The 20,719-nt window shown below is 60.5% G+C and carries 21 protein-coding genes; 18 read left to right on the top strand and 3 right to left on the bottom strand.

Going from position 1 to position 20,719, the window contains the following annotated elements:
- Window positions 1-208: 208 nt before the first annotated feature.
- The gene (locus K426_RS27925) at window positions 209-883 is read right to left on the bottom strand and encodes a TetR/AcrR family transcriptional regulator (RefSeq protein ID WP_066564523.1); all 675 of its coding nucleotides are present in this window, start codon (window positions 881-883) and stop codon (window positions 209-211) included.
- Between the two features lie 360 nt (window positions 884-1,243).
- On the opposite strand from K426_RS27925, the gene K426_RS27920 reads away from it, so the two are divergent.
- From K426_RS27920 to K426_RS27910, 3 genes are all read left to right on the top strand, one after another.
- On the top strand, window positions 1,244-2,179 hold the full coding sequence (locus K426_RS27920; protein WP_082749236.1) for an enoyl-CoA hydratase/isomerase family protein: 936 nt from the start codon (window positions 1,244-1,246) through the stop codon (window positions 2,177-2,179).
- A 199-nt stretch (window positions 2,180-2,378) separates the two neighbouring features.
- Window positions 2,379-3,134 (top strand): SDR family NAD(P)-dependent oxidoreductase, encoded by a 756-nt coding sequence (locus K426_RS27915; RefSeq protein ID WP_237230229.1) that lies wholly within the window; start codon window positions 2,379-2,381, stop codon window positions 3,132-3,134.
- Window positions 3,118-3,597, top strand: coding sequence for a nuclear transport factor 2 family protein (locus K426_RS27910; protein ID WP_145907824.1), 480 nt, complete (start codon window positions 3,118-3,120; stop codon window positions 3,595-3,597). The genes K426_RS27915 and K426_RS27910 overlap by 17 nt, the downstream gene beginning before the upstream one ends.
- A gap of 91 nt (window positions 3,598-3,688) precedes the next feature.
- On the opposite strand, the gene K426_RS27905 is transcribed toward K426_RS27910, so the two are convergent.
- A complete protein-coding gene (locus K426_RS27905) occupies window positions 3,689-4,846 on the bottom strand; it encodes a CaiB/BaiF CoA transferase family protein (RefSeq protein WP_066564502.1) in 1,158 nt (385 codons plus the stop codon).
- A gap of 214 nt (window positions 4,847-5,060) precedes the next feature.
- Between K426_RS27905 and K426_RS27900 the strand changes: the two genes are divergently transcribed.
- The 7 genes from K426_RS27900 (at window position 5,061) to K426_RS27870 (ending at window position 12,507) form a co-directional block, all read left to right on the top strand.
- Window positions 5,061-5,876 carry a fumarylacetoacetate hydrolase family protein gene (locus tag K426_RS27900; RefSeq protein ID WP_335339815.1) on the top strand — a complete coding sequence of 272 codons (816 nt, stop codon included), beginning with the start codon at window positions 5,061-5,063 and terminating at the stop codon, window positions 5,874-5,876.
- A 1-nt stretch (window position 5,877) separates the two neighbouring features.
- Window positions 5,878-7,497 (top strand): FAD-dependent monooxygenase, encoded by a 1,620-nt coding sequence (locus K426_RS27895; protein ID WP_197672838.1) that lies wholly within the window; start codon window positions 5,878-5,880, stop codon window positions 7,495-7,497.
- A gap of 54 nt (window positions 7,498-7,551) precedes the next feature.
- Entirely contained in the window at window positions 7,552-8,337 is a 786-nt protein-coding gene (locus tag K426_RS27890) for an enoyl-CoA hydratase-related protein (protein WP_066564496.1), read from the top strand.
- A 72-nt stretch (window positions 8,338-8,409) separates the two neighbouring features.
- Window positions 8,410-9,594 (top strand): FMN-dependent L-lactate dehydrogenase LldD, encoded by a 1,185-nt coding sequence (gene lldD / locus K426_RS27885; RefSeq protein WP_066564771.1) that lies wholly within the window; start codon window positions 8,410-8,412, stop codon window positions 9,592-9,594.
- A 74-nt stretch (window positions 9,595-9,668) separates the two neighbouring features.
- Window positions 9,669-10,424, top strand: a complete 756-nt coding sequence (locus K426_RS27880) for an SDR family NAD(P)-dependent oxidoreductase (protein ID WP_066564495.1) — start codon at window positions 9,669-9,671, stop codon at window positions 10,422-10,424.
- 114 nt (window positions 10,425-10,538) lie between these two features.
- Entirely contained in the window at window positions 10,539-11,723 is a 1,185-nt protein-coding gene (locus K426_RS27875) for an acetyl-CoA C-acyltransferase (protein WP_066564493.1), read from the top strand.
- A 22-nt stretch (window positions 11,724-11,745) separates the two neighbouring features.
- Window positions 11,746-12,507 carry an SDR family NAD(P)-dependent oxidoreductase gene (locus tag K426_RS27870; RefSeq protein ID WP_066564490.1) on the top strand — a complete coding sequence of 254 codons (762 nt, stop codon included), beginning with the start codon at window positions 11,746-11,748 and terminating at the stop codon, window positions 12,505-12,507.
- 644 nt (window positions 12,508-13,151) lie between these two features.
- Here K426_RS27870 and K426_RS27865 read toward each other — a convergent pair.
- Entirely contained in the window at window positions 13,152-13,445 is a 294-nt protein-coding gene (locus K426_RS27865; protein ID WP_066564483.1) for an HU family DNA-binding protein, read from the bottom strand.
- A 380-nt stretch (window positions 13,446-13,825) separates the two neighbouring features.
- On the opposite strand from K426_RS27865, the gene K426_RS27860 reads away from it, so the two are divergent.
- From K426_RS27860 to K426_RS27820, 8 genes are all read left to right on the top strand, one after another.
- Window positions 13,826-14,224: a DUF3768 domain-containing protein gene (locus K426_RS27860; RefSeq protein WP_066564769.1), complete on the top strand. Its 399-nt coding sequence runs from the start codon at window positions 13,826-13,828 to the stop codon at window positions 14,222-14,224.
- Window positions 14,225-14,319: 95 nt separating this feature from the next.
- Window positions 14,320-14,589, top strand: coding sequence for a hypothetical protein (locus K426_RS27855; protein WP_066564767.1), 270 nt, complete (start codon window positions 14,320-14,322; stop codon window positions 14,587-14,589).
- Window positions 14,590-14,596: 7 nt separating this feature from the next.
- Window positions 14,597-15,895: a Fic/DOC family protein gene (locus K426_RS27850; protein ID WP_066564480.1), complete on the top strand. Its 1,299-nt coding sequence runs from the start codon at window positions 14,597-14,599 to the stop codon at window positions 15,893-15,895.
- 378 nt (window positions 15,896-16,273) lie between these two features.
- On the top strand, window positions 16,274-17,206 hold the full coding sequence (locus K426_RS27840) for an ArdC family protein (RefSeq protein WP_066564478.1): 933 nt from the start codon (window positions 16,274-16,276) through the stop codon (window positions 17,204-17,206).
- A 53-nt stretch (window positions 17,207-17,259) separates the two neighbouring features.
- Window positions 17,260-17,547 carry a hypothetical protein gene (locus K426_RS27835; protein WP_066564477.1) on the top strand — a complete coding sequence of 96 codons (288 nt, stop codon included), beginning with the start codon at window positions 17,260-17,262 and terminating at the stop codon, window positions 17,545-17,547.
- A gap of 267 nt (window positions 17,548-17,814) precedes the next feature.
- A complete protein-coding gene (locus K426_RS27830) occupies window positions 17,815-18,153 on the top strand; it encodes a DUF7673 family protein (protein ID WP_066564475.1) in 339 nt (112 codons plus the stop codon).
- A gap of 372 nt (window positions 18,154-18,525) precedes the next feature.
- Window positions 18,526-18,717, top strand: a complete 192-nt coding sequence (locus tag K426_RS27825; RefSeq protein ID WP_066564473.1) for a hypothetical protein — start codon at window positions 18,526-18,528, stop codon at window positions 18,715-18,717.
- A 45-nt stretch (window positions 18,718-18,762) separates the two neighbouring features.
- The gene (locus K426_RS27820; protein WP_066564471.1) at window positions 18,763-20,598 is read left to right on the top strand and encodes a ParB/RepB/Spo0J family partition protein; all 1,836 of its coding nucleotides are present in this window, start codon (window positions 18,763-18,765) and stop codon (window positions 20,596-20,598) included.
- Window positions 20,599-20,719: the final 121 nt, after the last annotated feature.

Here is a 20,719-nt window from a genome sequence, read left to right as displayed (position 1 = left end):
GCCGGCCTAAACGGCGCGTGCCCGACGAGAGAAGGCGCCGGCAAGACCTTTGCTGGCGTCGCGAATCGGATCTTCTGGACGACTGACGCTGAGCTAAGGGCGCGCAACGACGCTTCCGCTATCCGGGTGAGCAGAGGTCGGTCAAGGCGAGACTCTGCCGATATGAGCTGGTCGTCCGATCAGCTTGTCCGGCTGGTTCCTGGCGCTTTCAGCCGCTCTTGAAAACCAATCGATTTATGAAATCGACTGATGACTGGATTTCTATCGGGCTGACGGGATTCTTGCCGGTAAGATACTCATACTCACCCGCCACTGCTGATGGGACGGTCGCCAGGGCAATAATGGCGTATCGCAAGCGCCCTGGGTCGCCGGCGTGAACGCTTCCCTCCCTTTGCCCCTCGGCGATCAGCTCGCAGAGGAGTTGGAAATCTTCCTTGATGTAGTTTTCGCAAAGCCAAACCAGTCTTTGGGATATGCGGTGTCCTTCCAGCGTCATCAGCCGGTGCAAGGCGGGGATCTTTGCGAATCGTTCGACATAGGCGTGGACCACCGCACGCAAATGCTCCGCGGCAGTCGAGCCTTTCGGCCGGTTATGCAGCAATTTCGAACCTTGGGTATGAAGAAACAAATTCTCCACTACGGCGATCCAGAGGGCATCCTTCGATCCAAAATGATAGAGTAGCAGGGATAGCGATACATTTGCCTCCATCGCGACCGATCGGGTTGAGGTCCCCTCATAACCAAAATTCGCAAAAGCGTTCAGTGCCGCCTCCAGAATGCGAGCTTTGACATCCTCGGGTTGGCGGCGGCGCTGTTTGGGCGCGCTAGTGATTGGCTTCGATGCCGGAGCATCGGTGGCTTTCCCGCCGTCTGGATCACTCATTCAACATTCCCTTATTCGACTGCGCAAGAAACTGTACGTCGCGCGGCCGCTGCTTTCGAAATTCGCGGCGAGGGCGGCGATGGGATTGTCATGTGCCCCAGCTTAGGCGGCCAATCTAGCCTGAATTGCGCGCAAAGCACTCATCTGCTCGTGCTATTGACATCATTGGAAGACGCATCTACTGACCTTTAGATCAATAAGAACCTCTCGAAGGTTGAGGAGTGGACAATGGATCCGTGCTTGCACTTGGCGTTTGATGGTGATGTTCGAACACACCATGGTGTGCAGCCCGCTATATCGACCTGGCTAAAAACTGGCTGATTTCATCTATCGAAATTCAAATTGTTTGTCGCGTTCGTTATGGACACTCTCAAGGTTCGCGCGCGAGAAAGTAAAAATTTGGCGTTTTATTCAACGCCAGATGTATTTCTATTATCAACGGAGGATGACGTGACGAAACGACCAGCATATTTTGATAAATATAAGACGATCGCTTTTGAGCGCTTCGATGATGGCGTTCTGGTGGTTCGGTTGCACAGCGACAATGGTCCGGTAATGTATTCGGCGGACCATCACACCGAATGGGCTCCCGCATTCACCGACATCGGAATGGACCGCGACAATCGCGTGATCGTGCTCACCGCGACCGGCGATGTATTTATGAACGAGCATAGCAGCTGGGACCACCCGCTCGGCCGTCCGCGCGAATTCGACTTTTCGGCCTGGGGCGAGAAGCTGATGTTCCGTCGCCTGCTGGAAATCGAAATGCCGGTCATTTGCGCGGTGAATGGTCCCGCCACGATCCATGCTGAACTGGCTGTCCTGGGCGACATCGTGATCGCCTCGGAAAAGGCGCACTTTGCCGATGAAGGGCATTTCGCTGTTGGCGAGGTGATCGGCGACGGTGTCCAGATTGTGTTCCAGGAATTGCTGGGCGTGACGCGGGGCAATTACTTTCTCCTGACCGGCCAGCGTATCGACGCTTATGAGGCGCAGCGCCTGGGCTTCGTGAACGAGGTCCTGCCGCATGACGAACTAATGCCGCGTGCTATGGAGCTGGCGCATCAGATGGCGACCTATTCGGAACTGACGCTTCGCTACACGCGCCTCTGCCTGGTGGACCGTTGGAAGCACCTTATCGTTGATAAGATCGGCGTTGGTTACGGCATGGCCTTCGAAGGCTTGGCGCACATCGATCGTGGATGGATCAAATGGAACGGCTCGCACATCGGCAATCCCGATTTTGATCAGCTGCGCCCGCTGACGGCACGGCCGCAGCAGCCGCGCCCCGAATAAACGGAAGGGGTGACAGGAGCGATTCTGTCGCCCCTTATATTCTAGCGAAAGCAGCGGAGCCTTTCTATCGGCTGACGCAAAATGCTCAAGCGAAATTAGCCAGCATCGTCCTCATGAACGGTTGGCACATCGGTTATTTAACAGGATCGCGCAACGCAGAACGCCTCGGTCTCCGATATGCGCGGCGGGGGATTGGATTATGACGATTCAGCGTTTTACCGACAGATCCATTCTCGTGACAGGCGGCGCATCGGGGATAGGTCGTGCTGCGGCGCTGGCTTTTGCCGGCGAGGGCGGGTTGATCAGCCTGGCCGACATCGACGAGGAGCAGGGGCAGTCCGTAGTAGAGGAGATCGAAAGCCTTGGCAGCAAGGCGCGGTTCTTCCGCTTTGATGCGGCCGACGAAAATTCGATCATGGCCATGATAGCCGGCGCGACCACCGCCTTCGGGCCGATCCGCCATGCCTTCAACAATGTCGGCATGCCGCGAAACGGTTCGGTTGAAAATATGTCGCTCGAGGATTGGAACTGGACGCTTTCGATGTCGCTGACGTCGACATTCCTGTGCATGAAGCATGAAATTCCTGGCATGCGTTCGGCGGGCGGCGGGACCATCGTCAATACCGCGTCGACGTCGGGCAAGTTTTTTACGCCAGCTGCTTCGCCGGCTTATTCGGCGGCAAAGGCGGGCGTGGTTCACCTGAGCCATTATGCAAGCTGTGCCTATGCCAATGAAGGCATCCGCGTGAACAGCATCTCGCCCGGTCTGACGGCTACCAAGATGGTGAACGAGATGCTGTCTCAGGACGAACAGGTCGCCATCGCAAGGGAGTTGCACATCATTACGCGTGCCGTGATGCCGGAGGAGATTGCTGCGACCGTACTTTTCCTGAGCAGCGATGGCGCCGCAATGATTACCGGGACCGACACGGAGGTTTGTGGCGGAAGACGTTGAGTATTCATTTTGCGGAGCGTTGTCACGAAATCAGCGCGCCGATCAAATGAGCCTGGATAATATCAGTGGAGTGGTGATGGACGTGGCAATGTCGGAAGCCATTGAAGAAGTGGCGGCGTGCGAACAGCGGCGCTGTCGCGCGCTAGTCGAGCGAGACATGTCGGCGATTAATCAGTTGATCCGGGAAGATCTGGTTCACATCCATGCAATCGGCACTATCGATGGACGGACAGGTTATCTGCAGGGCGTGGAGGCGGCCATCGACTTCCTGAAAGTCGAACGGCGCGATCTGAACATTCGCATCTATGGGGAAGCGGCCGTCATGACGGGCGGCCTCCAGCAGACCATCCGCATTGTGCGAACCGGCGCGGAGCATGTCATGAACGCGATGGCGACCCAGGTGTGGGTGAAGGAAGACGGTGCATGGAAACAGGCGAGCTTCCACGCCTGCATCATCAAATAGCCACATAAGGCTTTACCGGCGGCTGAATATTTCGGCATCTCCCAAAATGCACGGCCCCGCGCAGCCGCTTCCAGATCGTTCATTGCACCCGTTATTCGATCTTGGCATTTTCGAACAGGAGCGAAGTTAAAATTTCCTCCGTATGTTCGCCCAGACGCGGCGGACGGGCGATGGGCGGGCGATTGCCATCGAACAGGATCGGAACGCCAGCGTAGCGCGTTTTGCCTGGACCGGTTTCATTGTCCAGGATGGCGAAGAAATCGGTTTGCTCCAGATGCGGATCGGTCACCAGATCGTCGATCGATTGCACCGGTGCACATGGAATTTCCAGTCGCAGCAAAGTGGAAAGCCATTCTGCGGTCGTTCTGGACGTCAGTTGGTGAGCCAGTTCGCCGTAAATTTCGGTGATGTACTGCGTCCTCGATGTGATCCCCTGAAAGCGCGGTTCAGCGGCCAGGTCTGGACGACCGCATTCTTTGAACATGTCCTGCCAGTGCTTGTCGGTATAGGGCATCACACAAATATGACCGTCCTTCGTGGTAAACGGGCCACGTTCAGCGACCATGACGCGTGGATAGGCGCCTTGGCCGAGTGGAGGATCAAAGCTCAGCCCGTAAAGATGCTCCACCGCCGTGAAGGCCACCATCGTCTCGAACATGGGCACCTCGACATACCCTCCCAGGCCGGTTCGTTCGCGCCGGACCAGCAAGCCAAGAATGCCGATTGCCCCGACCAGGCCTGATGTCTTGTCGGCGGCCACGGTCGGTAGATATCGTGGCGTTCCCGTTTGCTGCCCCATAAGGTCAGCCAGTCCGCACATACCCTGTATCACGTCATCATAGGCAGGGCGGCCTCCGTAGGGGCCATTTTCTGCAAAGCCATGGAGGCACGCATATATAAGGCGCGGATTGCGTGCGATTAGCGTCTCGCTGTCTAGGCCAAGCGCCTTCATCTTGTGCGGCCTGTTGTTATGCAAAAGCACGTCGGCGGTATCGACAAGCCGTAAAAGAGCCTCCTTTCCAGCCTTGGTCTTGAGGTCCAGGACAATGCTGCGTTTGTTGCGATTCAGGCCAAGGAACAGGGATGCCATGCCGAACTCCGCCGTCGGCCCGGTCCGGCGTGTGGAATCGCCGGTCGGCGCTTCCACCTTGATGACTTCCGCGCCCAGATCGCCAAGCCACTGGGCTGCATAAGGGCCGAGAACTACTGCGCCCAACTCGATCACGCGAATTCCGCTAAGGGGTAACATCCCGGCTCCTCTATCTTAAGCTCAAGCGTGGAACTTTATTGATCAGTAAATCAGTATAATTGCGACGAAAATGGTTACATGCAAGCAATTTATAGGCATTGAAATGTTGTGCTTGATGATTTACTGCTCATTCAAACAGGGTTCACATGAGCTCGGGAGGGGTGGAATGAGGCTTGCACGGTTCTCTGTGGGGAATGGTCCCATACAGTTAGGCGTGGTCGATGGGGATGCGGTGACATCTCTGACGCATCGGGTTCCGCAGATTTCGGATATGATTGATCTCATTGCGAATTGGCCGACCTATGCGCCTTTGGTGGAGGCGGTCCGCGGTGAGAACGATTGCCGCCTGGAGCAATGCCGGCTGCATGCGCCCATTGAGCGTCCCGGCAAGATCTGCGGGATAGGCATGAATTATGCGACCCATATCGATGAGGCGCGCATGGCGCCTCCCGCGCATCAAATCTGGTTCGCCAAACCTGCGACAGCTGTCGCAGGTCCGTTTGACCCGATCGAGCGGCCAATGGTTTCTGAAGAAATCGACTATGAAGCCGAACTGGTAATGATCATCGGGCAGCGATGCCGGCATGTGTCGCGCGAGGCGGCGGCTGGCGTGGTATTCGGTTACTGCGTGGGAAATGATGTCAGCGTGCGCGACTGGCAGCGCATGGGTGGCCAGCACACCATCGGCAAATCATTCGACACACACGCACCATTTGGACCGTGGATCGTGCTCGCCACGGATATCGATCCGCATGAACTGGACATCAAAAGCCATGTCAACGGGCAACTCCGGCAGAATTCTAATACGCGCAACATGATCTTCGACTGCTGGGCGCAGATCGAACATCTCAGCAAGGCGATGACGCTCGAACCGGGCGATGTCATCTACACCGGAACGCCTGGCGGTGTGGGGGCCGCCATGAAGCCGCCCAGCTTCCTGCGCGAAGGCGACACGGTTAAGGTCGAAATCCAGTCCATTGGCGCCATTGAGAATATCGTAGTCAACGAACGTCCGACAGGTGAGGAGTAACATGATAGACGCCCCAGTTTTGATTGCCGGCGGCGGGCCCGTCGGCATGACGCTTGCCCTCGTGCTGGCGCATCATGGCGTGCAGTCGATAATCGTCGAGCGCAACGAAAATACGACCACCTATCCCAAGATGGACCTGACCAACGGACGTAGCATGGAGCTCTTTCGGACACTTGGTATCGTGGATAAGCTTCGGGCTGTCGGCGTTCCGCCGGACCAGCCGCTCGATGTCGTCTGGGCGACCAGCCTTAGCGGTCATGTCCTCCATCGCTTTGCCTATCCTACGCCCGATGAGAAGCGCGCTACCGCGATTGCGACCGATGACGGCACCGATACGGCCGAACCCAGCATGCGCGTTTCGCAGGTCATTCTCGAGCCGGTTCTTAAAAAGGCGATCGACGAAAATCCCCTGATCGATGTCCGTTTCGGCTGGGCGCTCGAAGGACTGGAGCAGGACGAGGATGGCGTTACCGCTACCGTTCGCTCCAAGTCGGGTGAAACCGTGGCGCTGCGATCCCAGTATCTGGCGGGATGTGACGGCGGCGGCAGCACGGTGCGTCGCCGCATCGGCGTGGAATCCGAAGGCCAGCCCGCCGTCATCCGCATGTACATGATCCACTTCAAGTCCCGCGATCACGCCGTGATCGCGCGATTCGGAGCGGCATATCATTTTCAAACGGTGTCTGGATCGTTGATCATCCAGGACGGGGTCGAAACCTGGACCGTGCAAATGCCCCTGCCGCCGGGAACCGATGAGAGCAGCCTGGACCCAGCAAAAAAGCTGCGGCAGTGGGTCGGGCAGGATTTCGATTTCGAGATAGTGCTCGCAAATCCTTGGTCGGCGCATCAGATAATCGCCGAACGCTATATCGTTGATCGCGTCATACTCGCGGGCGATGCCGCGCATCAGGTCATTCCGACCGGCGGCTATGGCATGAACACAGGCATCGGCGATGCGTTCGATCTGGGTTGGAAGCTGGCGGCGATGGTGAATGGCTGGGGCGGGCCCGCGCTGTTGCCAAGCTATGAAACGGAGAGGCAACAGATCGCGATCCAGAACCGCGCGGCGACCCGGCGCCATGCCGAGGTACGCGTGAAGATTAGGGATTTAATCCTAAAGGCTGAAGCCAACCAGGAAGGCGGTCTCGACAGTCCGGATGGCGCGGGAACGCGGGATAATCTGGGAGCGGCGATCAAGGCGCTCGGCAATGCCGAGAATGAAAGTTGGGGGATCGAGCATGGCTATCGTTATGCCAACTCTCCAGTGATCGTCCCGGAAATGGGTGTCGCCCCCTTGTTCGATCCTGTGCGCTGCACGCCAACGACCTGGCCGGGGTCGCGCCTGCCCCTGATATATCTGGGCGAGGGGCATCCTCTTTACGATGACCTGGGCCTCGAACTGACCCTGCTCGTCTCCGATGGCGGCGACCCAGCGCCTTTCGTGGCAGCCGCAGAAGGATTGGCGGTGCCGCTCAGCACCCTCATGGTAACGCAAGAGTCGGCCATTCGGATGCTGGAAAAGCGGTTCGTCCTGGTAAGGCCGGATCACCATGTAGCTTGGCGCGGCGATGTCATACCCGATGATGCCAAATCGATCCTGGAGCAAGTGACCGGTCGCTGACCAGGACCGACAATGTTGTGGCACTAAGGTGAAAGCCTGAACGAGAAAGTGTGAATGATGGGGAATTTTGCCAAGCTGGAGATCGATGGACGGATCGCGACCGTTACACTGTCGCGTCCCGAGACCCGCAATGCGATCGCGACGCACCAGGACTGTGATGATCTGGTCACGGCGATCGAGTTAGCGGCGCACAATGCGGAGGTCTCGGTCCTGATACTGACCGGTGCCGGATCGGCTTTCTGCGCGGGCGGCGACCTGAAAGCTATGAAGGAACGATATGGGATCGGACCGCTCGACTCGTCCGCCGCCACGCGCGGCAACTACAAGCGGGGTGTTCAGCGTATTCCGCTGGCGCTCATGGACGCCGAACTGATAACGATCGCCGCCGTGAATGGTCCGGCGATCGGCCTGGGATGCGGCATTGCCGCCTATTGCGACATGCGCATCGGTGCGGTTAGCGCCCGTTTTGCTTCCAGTTTCGTTAAACTGGGTCTCATTCCCGGCGACGGCGGAACCTGGATTTTGCCGAGGGTCGTGGATTACGCGCATGCCGTCGAAATGATCGCGACCGGCGAGGCCATCACTGCGGACAAGGCGGCCGCCATCGGATTGATTTCGCAGGTCGTGCCCGACGGCGACCTGATGGCCGAGGCAAGGCTGCTTGCCGAACGGGTGGCCGCCAATCCGCCTCAAGCCGTGCGTTTCGCCAAGCGTCTTCTGAAAGAGAGCCGGATGGCTGAACTCCCGACCATCCTTGAGCTGGCTGCGGCCTTCCAGGCCATGTCCCATGAATCGTCCGAATATCATGCCGCAGTCGAGGCATTCGCGGCAAGATCATAGCGTCAGGCGCATGTTGGGAAGCGGATTTGTTGTTGTACGGTGGCTTTGGGCCGCCTGCATGAAAGGCATATGATGAAGGCGGCGTCGATCTCGGACTATCGCGAACTCGCCCGTCGGCGTCTTCCGCCATTTCTGTTCGAATATATGGACGGTGGATCCTATGCCGAATCGACCCTTCGCCGCAACGTGGCGGACCTCGAGCAGATCGCGCTGCGCCAGCGTATACTGCGCGAAGTCTCCGTCATCGATCTTGGTACGACCTTGCTTGGACAGCGCCTGAATCTGCCAGTCGCTCTGGGACCGATCGGTCTTGCAGGATTGAACGCGCGCCGGGGTGAAGTGCAGGCTGCGCGTGCGGCGGAAGCTGCGGATGTGCCGTTCACGCTTTCCACCGTTTCGGCCTGCTCGCTGCCGGAAGTCGCCGGTTCCGTCACGAAGCCGATCTGGTTCCAACTCTACATGATCAGGGATCGGGCCTTCATGCGCGATCTTATGGCCCAGGCGGCGGCCCAACGCATCACGACCCTGGTCTTTACCGTGGACATGCCGGTGCCCGGCACGCGCTATCGCGATTATCGCAGCGGGCTGGCAGGTGCTTCGGGGCTCGCGGGGCAGATACGCCGGCTTTGGCAGGGAATGACGCACCCGGGTTGGGCATGGGATGTCGGTATCCGGGGTCGTCCGCATCATCTGGGGAACGTCGCGCCGATCCTGGCAGGTAATACCGGCCTGGAAGATTTCTTTGCCTGGATGCGCAACAATTTCGATCCGGCGACGAGCTGGAAGGATCTGGATTTTATCCGTTCGGAATGGAAGGGTCATGTGATCTTGAAGGGTATTCTGGACCCCGAGGATGCACGAGAGGCCGTGCGGAACGGCGTGGATGGCATTGTCGTTTCCAATCACGGTGGCCGTCAGCTTGATGGCGTGTTGTCGACGGCGCGCGCGCTTCCTGTGATTGCCGATGCCGTTGGCGACGATACGGTCATCATGGCAGACGGTGGTGTCCGCTCCGGCCTCGATGTCGTGAAGATGTTGGCGCTTGGTGCCAAGGCCGTGCTGTTGGGACGCGCATGGGCCTACGCCCTGGCAGGCGGAGGCGAAAAGGCGGTTGCCAACATGCTGACCCTGCTGGAGGCGGAGATGCGGGTCGGCATGGCGCTGACGGGCGCGACGTCCCTCTCCCAGATCGGCCGCGACAGCTTGAGCGCCTTTGCCGCGTCCACGGCCAATCGCGGCGCTGCGCCGGAAATCTGACCACGGGTTCGATAGTTGCTCTCAACGATTTTCAAGGCGTCGGAACGTCTGGCTCCTTACAGATAGGACAGATAATGGAACAGGTTTCCATGCAAGGCAGTATCGCTATCGTTACCGGGGCCGCGGGCGGGATCGGCGCGGCAACGGCGCGTTCGCTGGCGGCTCTGGGCGCCACGGTATTGCTGACTGACACACAGCAGACGGAGGGCGTCAAGGTCGCGGTCGCTATTGGCGACAATGCGCACTTCATGATGCATGACGTCAGCAGGTCCGGCGAATGGGAAAATGTCGTGCGCGTTGCGGAAGACCGCTTCGGTCCGGTCTCCATTCTCATAAACAATGCTGGAACGACGGCGCCGATCATGCCGCTCGATCAAGTTAGCGAGGCCGACTATAGAAGGGTCGTCGAGATCAATCAGCTCTCCTGCTTTCTGGGGATGAAGGCGGTGGTGCCATCCATGCGCCGCGCGGGCGCCGGGGCGATCGTGAACATTTCCTCTGTTGCGGGTCTGCAACCGGAGCGTGGGGCGATCGCCTATGTCGCGAGCAAATATGCCGTGACGGGCATGACCAAAGTGGCTGCGCTCGATCTCGCCGCATTAAGCATAAGAGTGAATTCGGTGCATCCGGGCCTGGTGGATACGCCAATGGTGCGCCCTAGAGGCGATGACCAGGCATTTGAAACCATTGCGCAGTTCGCAAAAGGGCTTCCTATCCCGCGGCCTGGGCGACCTGAAGAGATCGCTAGCCTCATCGTCTTTCTTGCATCGGACGCCGCTAGCTTCCTGACCGGCGGCAGCTATGCGGCGGACGGCGGGTGGACGCTGTGATTGCCAGCGAAATCGAGATCACTGCTCGCTGTTCAATCCGTTATATTTGGTAGGACGTGCATGTCGACAAAACCCTATCTGACGATTGCCGACGCCGACCTAAGGAGAACTATCATGTCCCATGATCCCGTCGTCATCGCCAGCTACGCCCGCACGCCGATGGGCGGCTTTCAGGGCGCTTTTGCCAACGTGAAGGCAACCGATCTGGGCGCCGCCGCGGTCGAGGCGGCCAGGGCGCGCGCCGCCGTCGCGCCCGACCTTATCGAGCGCATTTATATGGGCTGCGTGCTGCCCGCCGGGCTCGGCCAGGCGCCCGCGCGCCAAGCGGCGCTGAGCGCCGGCCTTCCACAGTCGGTCGAGGCCACCACGGTCAACAAGATGTGCGGGTCGGGCATGCAGGCGGCGATCATGGCCTATGATGCGCTGGCGGCCGGGTCGGTCGATGTCGCGATAGCGGGCGGCATGGAAAGCATGACCAACGCGCCCTATGCCCTGCCCAAGCATCGCGGCGGCGCCCGCATCGGCCATGACCGGATCATCGACACGATGATGATGGACGGGCTGGAGGACGCCTATGAGCCAGGCAAGGCGATGGGCGTCTTCGCCGAGGACGCGGCGCGCGACTATCAGTTCACGCGCGCGCAGCAGGATGATTTCGCGATCCGATCGCTCGGCCGCGCCAATGCCGCGATCGCCAGCGGCGCTTTCGCGCGCGAGATCGCGCCCGTGACGGTCGGCAACCGGGGCGGCGACGTGGTCGTCGACACTGACGAGCAGCCCGGCAAGGCGAAGCCGGAAAGGATCCCGACGCTCAAGCCCGCCTTCATCAAGGACGGCACGATCACCGCCGCCAACGCGTCGTCCATTTCTGATGGCGCCGCGGCGCTGGTTATGACCCGGCAGAGCGTCGCGCAGAAGCTCGGCCTACCGGTCGTGGCACGGGTGATCGCCACGGCCGCCCATGCCCATGAGCCCGCCAAATTCACGACTGCGCCGGTTCCCGCGATCCGCAAACTGCTGGCCAAAGCGGGCTGGGACGTGTCCGATGTCGATCTGTTCGAGATCAACGAAGCCTTCGCCCTCGTGCCGATGATCGCCGCGCGCGATTTGGGTATTTCCGAAGACAGGCTGAACGTCAATGGCGGGGCGACCGCACTTGGCCATCCGATCGGTGCGTCGGGCGCGCGCATCCTGGCGACTTTGCTGGGCGCGCTGGAACTTCGCGGGCTCAAGCGCGGTGTCGCCAGTCTGTGCATCGGCGGGGGCGAAGCCACCGCCATGGCCGTCGAACTCGTCTGATTTTTAGAACAGGATAAAAGCCATGGAGTTTCAGGGTGTAAGCGCGATCGTCACTGGCGGCGCGTCAGGTCTGGGCGGCGCTACTGCAAAGCTGCTGGCGGGGCGCGGCGCCAAGGTCGCCATTTTCGATCTTAACGAAGAAATAGGCTCAGCGACGGCGCAGGCCCTGGGCGGCCTGTTCTGCAAGGTCAATGTGACGGACGAAGCCAGCGTGATCGCCGGGATCGAGGAGGCGGAGGCTGCCCATGGCGTCGCGCGTATCCTCGTCAATTGCGCTGGGATCGCGCCGGCTATTAAGACCGTGGGACGGGACAATGCGCCGCACCCGATCGATGCCTTTCGCAAGGCGGTTGAGATCAACCTAATCGGTACCTTCATCGTCATCAGCAAGTTCGCCACAAAGTTGGCGGCCGCCGATCCTGTTGGCGAAGAGCGCGGCGTGATCATCAATACCGCATCGGTCGCCGCCTATGACGGGCAGGTTGGCCAAGCCGCCTATGCCTCGTCCAAGGGGGGCGTGGTCGGCATGACACTGCCGGTCGCGCGCGACCTCGCGCAACACAAGATCCGGGTGATGACCATCGCACCGGGCACCTTTCTTACGCCCATGCTGATGGGCCTGCCGCAGGCCGCGCAGGATAGCCTAGGCACGCAGGTTCCACATCCCAGCCGCTTGGGCAAGCCGGAGGAATATGCCCAGCTTGTCGAGAGCATTATCGCCAATCCGATGCTGAACGGCGAGGTCATCCGCCTCGATGGCGCCATCCGGATGGCGCCACGGTGATGAAATAATGTGTTGGCGCCAGGTCCGACCATACCCCTTGGAATCGTCAGAACGTCATCTAGAGTCTGTCCTGATTAGATTGAAGCATAGCCGCTATTCCTGAGGTAGTTTGCGCATTCGTGGGGAGGGAAGGCATCGAGCAGTTGGCCCCAGGCGCTGCGGTGGAGTTCGCCGACAACGACATTACGCTATGGCCGGAAGCTGGCAGTTCGTAGTAATGTAGCAGCGCGAGTCCTCTCAAGGATAAGGAGCTGACGATCAGACGAGTCCACCGAATCTAAGGGAAATATCCACCGATCTTCGGTAATATTTGTCCGGTGATCTTCGGTAAATCGGTCCCGTTTCAGTCAGAGTCCACCGATCTTCGGGAAACGACAACATCTCTAACTAGCAGGAACATGTCCGCTTAACATAATTCTTATTATCGCACAACTTGCCGCGCGCAAAATGTGACTTTTGATTGCCCACTATATACGATTTTATACTTTAGATAAAGCCGCGCTTATCGTCGGCGCGGAGCACCGAGGATTGCAGTTCCTGCTCAGAAAGCCCGCTTAATGTCTCCGATAACACAGAGGCCGCCATGGCGCTCATCCAAACGGACGCCATTGCCGTCAAATCGAGGGCTTGGCAGCGAGCCATATTCAGGCAGTCGCTTTCTCGGCTTTCAGCCTCTCGCGCATTTCTTTGCCGGGCTTGAAAAATGGCACGCGCTTCGCCGTCACGGCGACCTCTTCGCCCGTCGAAGGGTTTCGTCCGATGCGCGCTTCCCGCGCTCGGGTCGTGGATGAACCAAATCTACGCAGTTCGACCCGGCCACCCGTCGATAAGCTGTCCACAATCTGCTCGAAAAAGAGATCGACAATCTTCTCGACGACCTCCGGCGGGAGCGCCGGATTTTCCCCAGCCACTTTTGTCGTCAAATCCGAACGGATCACCTGCGTCCCCCTTTGTTTACCTACCGTTCCAATCTTTGCCAGAAAGGCGAGGCGCCATTCAATCCTTATTGGCGGCGTTGTTTTGATGGTCAGACGACGTCACCCCCATCCCATTTTGCCAATGATGATGCGAGCTAGCGCTCAGCCCATGCTGCTGCGCGCGGGGGAACACCAAGGGCGCTGCCCTTTCGTTCCCGAACAAAAATAGCCCGCCCGTGTAATCCGCCAACCCCGGTGCCCGGCGCCGATGGGCGCCTACCAGGCTAAGCGGCTCGCCCGCGCCAGCGATCGATTTTTGCTCCCCTCCCCATCCCGTTCCTCGCCGGAACAGCAGGGCCGTGAGGCCGTGGCCTTTTCGGCCTGCAATGGAGGAGCAGAATATGAGCATCGAATTGACCGACGACCAGAAGGTTGAGCGCATCCGCACGCTGAACGACCTGGCGCGGCAGAAGCCCGGTGTGGCCGGTCGCGCCGTCATGACGGCCGGCTTTGCAGCGCTGGAGGATCTGGATCGCCACGCCGCCGTCACCGCGATCATGGCTTTCAACCAGTTTGACGAGGGCAATGATCCCCACGGGGAGCATGATTTCGGCGCTATCTATCGCCTTCCTTCCGGCGAATGGGTGCAGCGTCGGCCGGAGGACAAGAAGACGATCCGAGAAACCGTCTTCTGGAAAATCGACAGCTATGACAAGGCGTTGGAGTTCGGCAGTGAGGCACCCTGGGATGCCGAGCAGACCACGCGGGTGCTGACCATCTTGCTCGCCAGCGAATATTAAATCGCCGCCGCCCCGCGCAGCGGGGCGGCGGATGCCCCCTCAGGGCGATCGTGATTCATTGTCATTTCACTCCATTTTGGATAGTTATGGTGGCGATGAGCTTTACCAAGTTTCACTTTGATATCGAGGCGATCCGGGCGCAGGTCAGGACGATGGATTTCGTTCGCGGGACGCCCGATGAGGTCGCACAGTGGCGGCTCGACGAGCAGGAATCGCGCGCCAATCTTGCCATCACCGGCACAGGCCTGGCTGCCAATGAGGCGGCGCTTTTCGATATGCTGATGGACGAAGCCGTCCCGCCCGCCCTCGTCACCCAGATTGTCGCGGGCCTCCTTCGCCGCGGCATCGCCGCCTCTGCCGCTTGATCCTGCCTTGACCACGGATCACGACCCCACTTTCTATCCCGGTTCGACCACGCTCCAGAACCGTCTGGAGTTGCGGGACGAGCGGGCCCTGGCACAGGCCGAGCGCCTTTTGACCCATGCGCGCGGCCATGAGGCCGCGCGCATGACGTTTTCGCCGGACGCTGACGGTTACCGGGCGCGCCACAAGCATCTCTTTGGGGACCTCTATGATTGGGCGGGCCAGGACCGCACCGTCAATATCGGCGAGACCGGCGGCCTGTTCACCCACGCCCCCTATGTCGCGGGCGCGCTGTCAGCGGCGTTTCAGGATCTCGCCCGCCATGATCGGCTTCAAGGTTTGGCGCCCGAGGATTTCTTCGACCGCCTGGGCCACCATCTGGGCGAGCTGCATGCCATCCACCCTTTCCGCGCGGGCAATGCGCGCACGCTGCGCCACCATGCAGCGCAGCTGGCACGCGACGCCGGGCACCCAATCCGCATCGCGAGCATCGACAAGCAGGCCTGGGGCGAGGCCTCTCGCCATGGGTTATTGACCGGCGATCATCGTCTGTTCAGCGCGACCCTTGCGGCCGCCGCCGTCGATCCCGGCGCTCCTCTTCTCCCGCGAACCGGGCCAGGCGGCATCGCCTTTCTGCCGCCCCGCGATCCGCCGACCGGCCAGCGCTACCGCTTGCCCCTCGCAAAAGTCCGGGAAGAGCTGGATCACTATCTGCCGGCGGCGCGCGCCGAAGCGGCCGATCGACTGAAGAAGCTGGTGCAGGGCGGAGAGGCTGAAGCGCGAATTTCGGCCGCCCGCGTCGAACTTGCCTATGTGCGACATGCCAAGGGACCACTCTATCAGACGCAATTACTCTCGCACCTTGGCCAGAGGGAGGTCGATGCCGTCATCACGGCGCAGCAGACGCCCTTGGAGCGGGTGCGCGAGATCGGCGCGGCCCTGGCGGCGCGGATCAATACCCAGCAGCCTGCGCAAGTCTTGCGGACCGTTCGATCCCTCGAACGGCCCATCCTTCCTTCTGCCCAGTCTCCTGCGCAGGAGCGCCTCGCCGACCTGTTTCTGAAAAACACGCCCGAGCAGAACAAGGCGGACCCCCGCTTTCTGGGAGCAGAGGCGCTATTGGAGCGGGTGCAGCAAGCATCCCGCGCCAAGGGGGATGGTCCCCGTCTCGTGGAAGGCGCGACCGATGCAGCGCGCACGGCGATCGCGGCCAATATGCGCGCAGGCAGACCTTTCGATGAGGGGATTGTCCTTGGCTCCTCCAAGCCATCCCGACGTCCGGCGCCGGACCGGGGCCGCAGCCGCTGAGATAAAGTAAAGCCAAGGATGTGTCGGGTGCGGCCTGCGGCCCGGCTCTATTTCGCTGCGCTCAACCGAACCCGCGATGCGGTTTCGGCCCTCCGGTGACGCCCCTCGCACGAAGCGGCGGCCGCCGAGCGGCCATGCTCTTCTTCTCGTCAAGGGAGGTGGCCTCCTCCCTTCCCGGCAAGGGCTGGACCGTCTCGCTCCGCTCGCTTGGTGGTTGGCGGGGTATCCCCAGCTTTCCGCGCTGCGCTTGTGCAAGCCGGGTGATGCCCCTCCCCGCCAACCAGCCCTGACATTGCCGGTTCAACCCTCCCGCCTTCGCCAGTTGGCAGAAGTCGATGGCGCCATCGCCTTCGGCTTCAGATTGGAAGGGAAAATCCCATGGCACGGAACAACAAGACGGCTCGCAGCAATGTTGAACGCGCAGACATCTATCAGGAGGTCACGGATCAGATCATCGCTCTACTGGAACAGGGTGTGCGTCCATGGTCGCCAAGCTGGGCAAGCGGCTCCGCCAGCCTGCCGCTGCGCACCTGCGGCGCCCATTATCAGGGCATCAACATCCTGCTCTTGTGGGCGCAGAGCATGGCGCGCGGCTACGCCAATCCCACTTGGATGACCTTCAAGAAAGCCTTGGAACTGGGCGGCAATGTCAAGAAGGGCGAACGCGGCACCCGCATCGTCTATGCCGGATCGATCGCCCGAAAGGGTGAGGATGGTCAGGCGAACGAGGAGGATAAGGAACGGCGCATTTCCTTCCTGAAGCGATTTACAGTGTTCAATCGTGAGCAAATTGAAGGTCTCCCCGGAGAGCTTTTTCCGACCCCTGCCCCCGTCATACAGAACCGCGACAGCCGCGATCCGCATCTGGATTCCGTCTTTTCCGCGCTGGGCGTGAAGATCATGGAGAAGGATGGCGGCGCCTTCTACAGCCCAGCCACCGACACCATCACCATGCCCCGGTTCGAGAGTTTCACCAGCGGCAACGCCTATTATGCCACGCTGGCGCATGAATGTGCCCATGCGGTTGGCAGTATCGGCCGATTGAACCGGGAAACCCTGCAAAAATATGGGACCAGCATCGCGATGCGCGCGAAGGAAGAGGCGGTAGCCGAGATTTCTGCATCGTTCGTCTGCGCAGCTTTGGGCATGGAACCCACCGAACGCGAGGATCATGCCGCCTACCTTGCGAGTTGGCTCACCGTCCTTCGCGGAGACAAACGCGCCATTTTTCAGGCCGCTACCGCAGCACAGGCCGCCAGCGATTTCATTCTCGCGGCCGCCGAAACCGCCGCAGGCCAGCAGGCCGCTTGAGCATCCCGGGCGGCCCTCAGGTCGCCCTCCCCTCTGGCAGCAGGGTTGCCATCATGACCAACAAGTCCCCCATCATCGGCCTTGATTGGCGCGACGAGAATTACGGGCCGGTCCACGCCGTGACCGCCTTCCACACCTCCTCCGACACGATCGATTGGAGCGACCGTATCCGCGCGCGATTCTGGGCGTGCGTGAAACGAGCGGGCTTTGCATTTCACGACGGGCGATGCGCCTATATCGCGACGACCGGCGAGCAAGCCGCGCGAGAGAAAGCCCTTTGCGACGAACTGGCAAACGCTGGCTTCCAGATCATCAGGGGCGATGTTCGCGCCCTCCCGTGATGGAGGGCCCGACCCGGCGACAGGGAAGCGCCGCTGTCACGGCGCAGCCTTGTCGCTGATCGGTCAAATGTTTCTCGCGGCACACAGCGCGGCACACAGCGCTATACATCGCGTATTGACTGCGGGAACCAATCTCGCTGGAACCCGAAAAATCGCCGCGCCCCCCGCAGGCGGGCGGCGCGGCTTCGACACCCCTTTGAAAACAGCCACCGACTATGGCAGGTCAGTGGTGCACGAGACGCGACACGTTTGGCAGGATGGGCGCAGATGACAGATTCACCGCAACGCCGGCCCGTCATCCGAGCCGTGAGCTTTGACGATGCCGGCGCTGCGATCGGACGTTTGCTCGAGATCGCGTTGCCCCCGACCCGCGCGGCAGAAACCGGCGCATCATCGAAGATCGCTGACTTTTTGTTGGCCTGGTGGGATGGCCTGGACTGCGGCCATTTTCCTATCCTGCACCTTTGCAATGTCGATGCGATCATCGCGGAGGATATGCTGACGATCATGGCCTATCTGGCCCAGCAATCCACCGTCTATGCCGACGCCTGGGGATATAACGACGCGATGGGCGTACTTTGGGAGCGATACCGCGCCCCGGCATGATCGGCCATTGATGCAGCAGCCGCTTCGCCTGATGCGCTGAGCCGCCAGAAGCTCCATCCCATCCATCATTCACCAACGGACTGACGCGCGGTTGCGCGGCATGGCCTGCTGTCCTGCTGGCCTTCCCTGAGGAAGGCCACACAGACGGGGAACACCAAGGGACCCTGCCCTTTCGTTCCCGAACAAAAATCGACCGCCCGTGTAATCCGCCAACCCCGGAGCCCGCCGCCCTGTGGGCGGCGACCAGGCTAGGCGGCTCGCCCGCGCCAGCGGTCGATTTTTGCCCTCCCTCCCCATCCCGCTCCTCGCCGGAGCAGCAGAGCCGCATGCCGCAGAGCAAGCGGCTTTCAGCCAGAGAAAGGAGTGAGAACAATGCCTTCCAGACGATATCAGGGCGATCCCTACTGGAAACGCGCCAAGGTTGACGGGGTCTGCACCAGCGGCACCCCCTACAAGAAAGGCGACCGGGTTTTCTTCTACCCGCTTACCGGCGCGACCTTCGCCGGAGACGCCGCGCAGCGCGCATCGGCCGAGTTCGATGACCTGTCTGCCTTGGAGGACTGACCCTCCCCTCCCCCGCACATTGTCAAGATTTCAGGAGTTTCCATCATGGCTATCATTACCCCCAAGCTGTCGCAGCTTCGCCTTTCCCCCCTCAATATCCGCCGCGTGAAGCCATCGGCCATCAACGCCATGGCCGACGATATCGCCGCTCACGGCCTGTTGCAGAACCTCATTGCCTATGAAGAGGATGACCTGTTCTGGGTGTTTGCAGGCGGTCGTCGCTATCGCGGCCTTAAGGAATTGGTGAAGCGCAAGAAGATCAGCAACAGTGACATCTTCCCCGTTGAGCTTCGGACCAAAGAAGAAGCTATCGAGCTTTCCTACGCGGAAAATGCCGGAAGGGAGGCACTCCACAGTGCCGATGCTATTAGATTTTTCGCAGCAATGCGCGATAGCGGCATGTCGGCGTCGGAGATTGCGGGCCGCTTCGGCTATGCTGACAGCTACGTCTCGCGTATGCTACGCCTTTCCGCGCTCAATCCCAAGCTGATCGACATTCTCGCCAAGGATCAGCTGACCCTTGATGCGGCCAAAGCCCTCACCTTGTCCGACGATCATGCCGAACAGCTTCGGGTGTTCAAGGCTTCGCATGGGCAGGCGCACCGGATCAGGGCGATGCTCACCGAGGAAAAGCTCACCACCCAGAGCGGGCCATTCCTCTTTGTGGGTCGAGAGGCCTATGTCGAACAGGGCGGCACGATCACGCCCGATCTATTTGCGCAGGGCGACGGCGGCTATGCCGACCAGCCCGAATTGATCGAAGGTTTGGCGCAAGCCAAGCTGGACGCACTGGCCGAAGAATATCAGGCAAGCGGCTGGTTCGAAGTGACCGCCACCTTCGACCAGCCCTATGATCTCTACAACAAGGGCTATCTCTATCCCGTCGAACGGGAACCCAGCGACCTTGAAGCCGAACGCATGGCCGAACTGGACACGCAGATCGAGGCCATCGCGGAAGAAGAGGGCGAGGATAGTGAACGGATCACGCCGCTGATCGACGAGCGGGACGCTATCACGGCAGCATTGCGCTCCTACAATGGCGAGCAGAAAGCGGTCGGCGGCATCGCGCTGTGGATTTCGCGGGATGGGACGCTGGGCCAGCGCATCTATCGGGCCAAGGCCGAAAAGAAGGTCAAGGCGACGGGCGTCGCGGGTGGCCCTGCCCCGCTTTATCCCAATAGCCTCTATGCCGATCTCACCCGGATCAAGACCCAGATCGTGCAGGAGGCGGTGGCGGCAAACCCCGCACTCGCGCTCGATATTCTGCTGGACTCGTTGGCCGGTCAGCTTCTCCATGGCGCCTATGATTATCATCTGGCCCTTGAATTGAAGGCGGACAGGGTCAAAACCGACGTACCCGACGAGATGATGGCAGCGAGCGATGTCCAGCCGGTTGAGGAAATGATGGCAGCGCGCTTTGCCTCCCTGCCGACCGAGGGACGGTTCGACGCGATCCGGCGGATGGCCACCGAGGACAAGATGAGCCTGTTGGGTGGTTTGGTCGCGATGATGGTGGACGGCACCGTCTTTGCCGGTGGCATGCTGTCGTCGCGTCACCACCAGTTCGAACAGATCGCCAAGGCCAGCGCGGTCGATATCGCGGAGCGCTGGTCGGCACCCATTGGCCTGTTCGACCGGATGAAGCGGGCATCACTGGTTAGCCTGCTGCAGCAGGAAGTGGGTGATGCCAGCGCCGACAATTGCGCGACCATCAAGAAGAAGGCCGACCTTGCCGTCAATGTGTCGGGACGTCTCCCAGCCCAGTGGCTCCCTGAGCCGATGCGGATCGGCGCTTTCGACCAGCCCGAAAAGCCTGAGAGCCATGAGGCAGAGGCCATGGACGACATGGACATCAATGAGGATGCTGACGAACTGGCCTGAATGTTTGGGGGGCGACGCAAGTCGTCCCCCTTCCCTGCTTCCGGGCGCGATGCGCTCATGCGCATCGCCGCGCCGTTGATTCCGGCGCGGGCGCCGCGCTCCCAAGGTCGCGCGGCGCCAG

This window comes from Sphingobium sp. TKS (assembly GCF_001563265.1).
In the GTDB taxonomy this organism is placed as follows: domain Bacteria; phylum Pseudomonadota; class Alphaproteobacteria; order Sphingomonadales; family Sphingomonadaceae; genus Sphingobium.
This window is presented reverse-complemented; position numbering and strand designations above follow the sequence as displayed.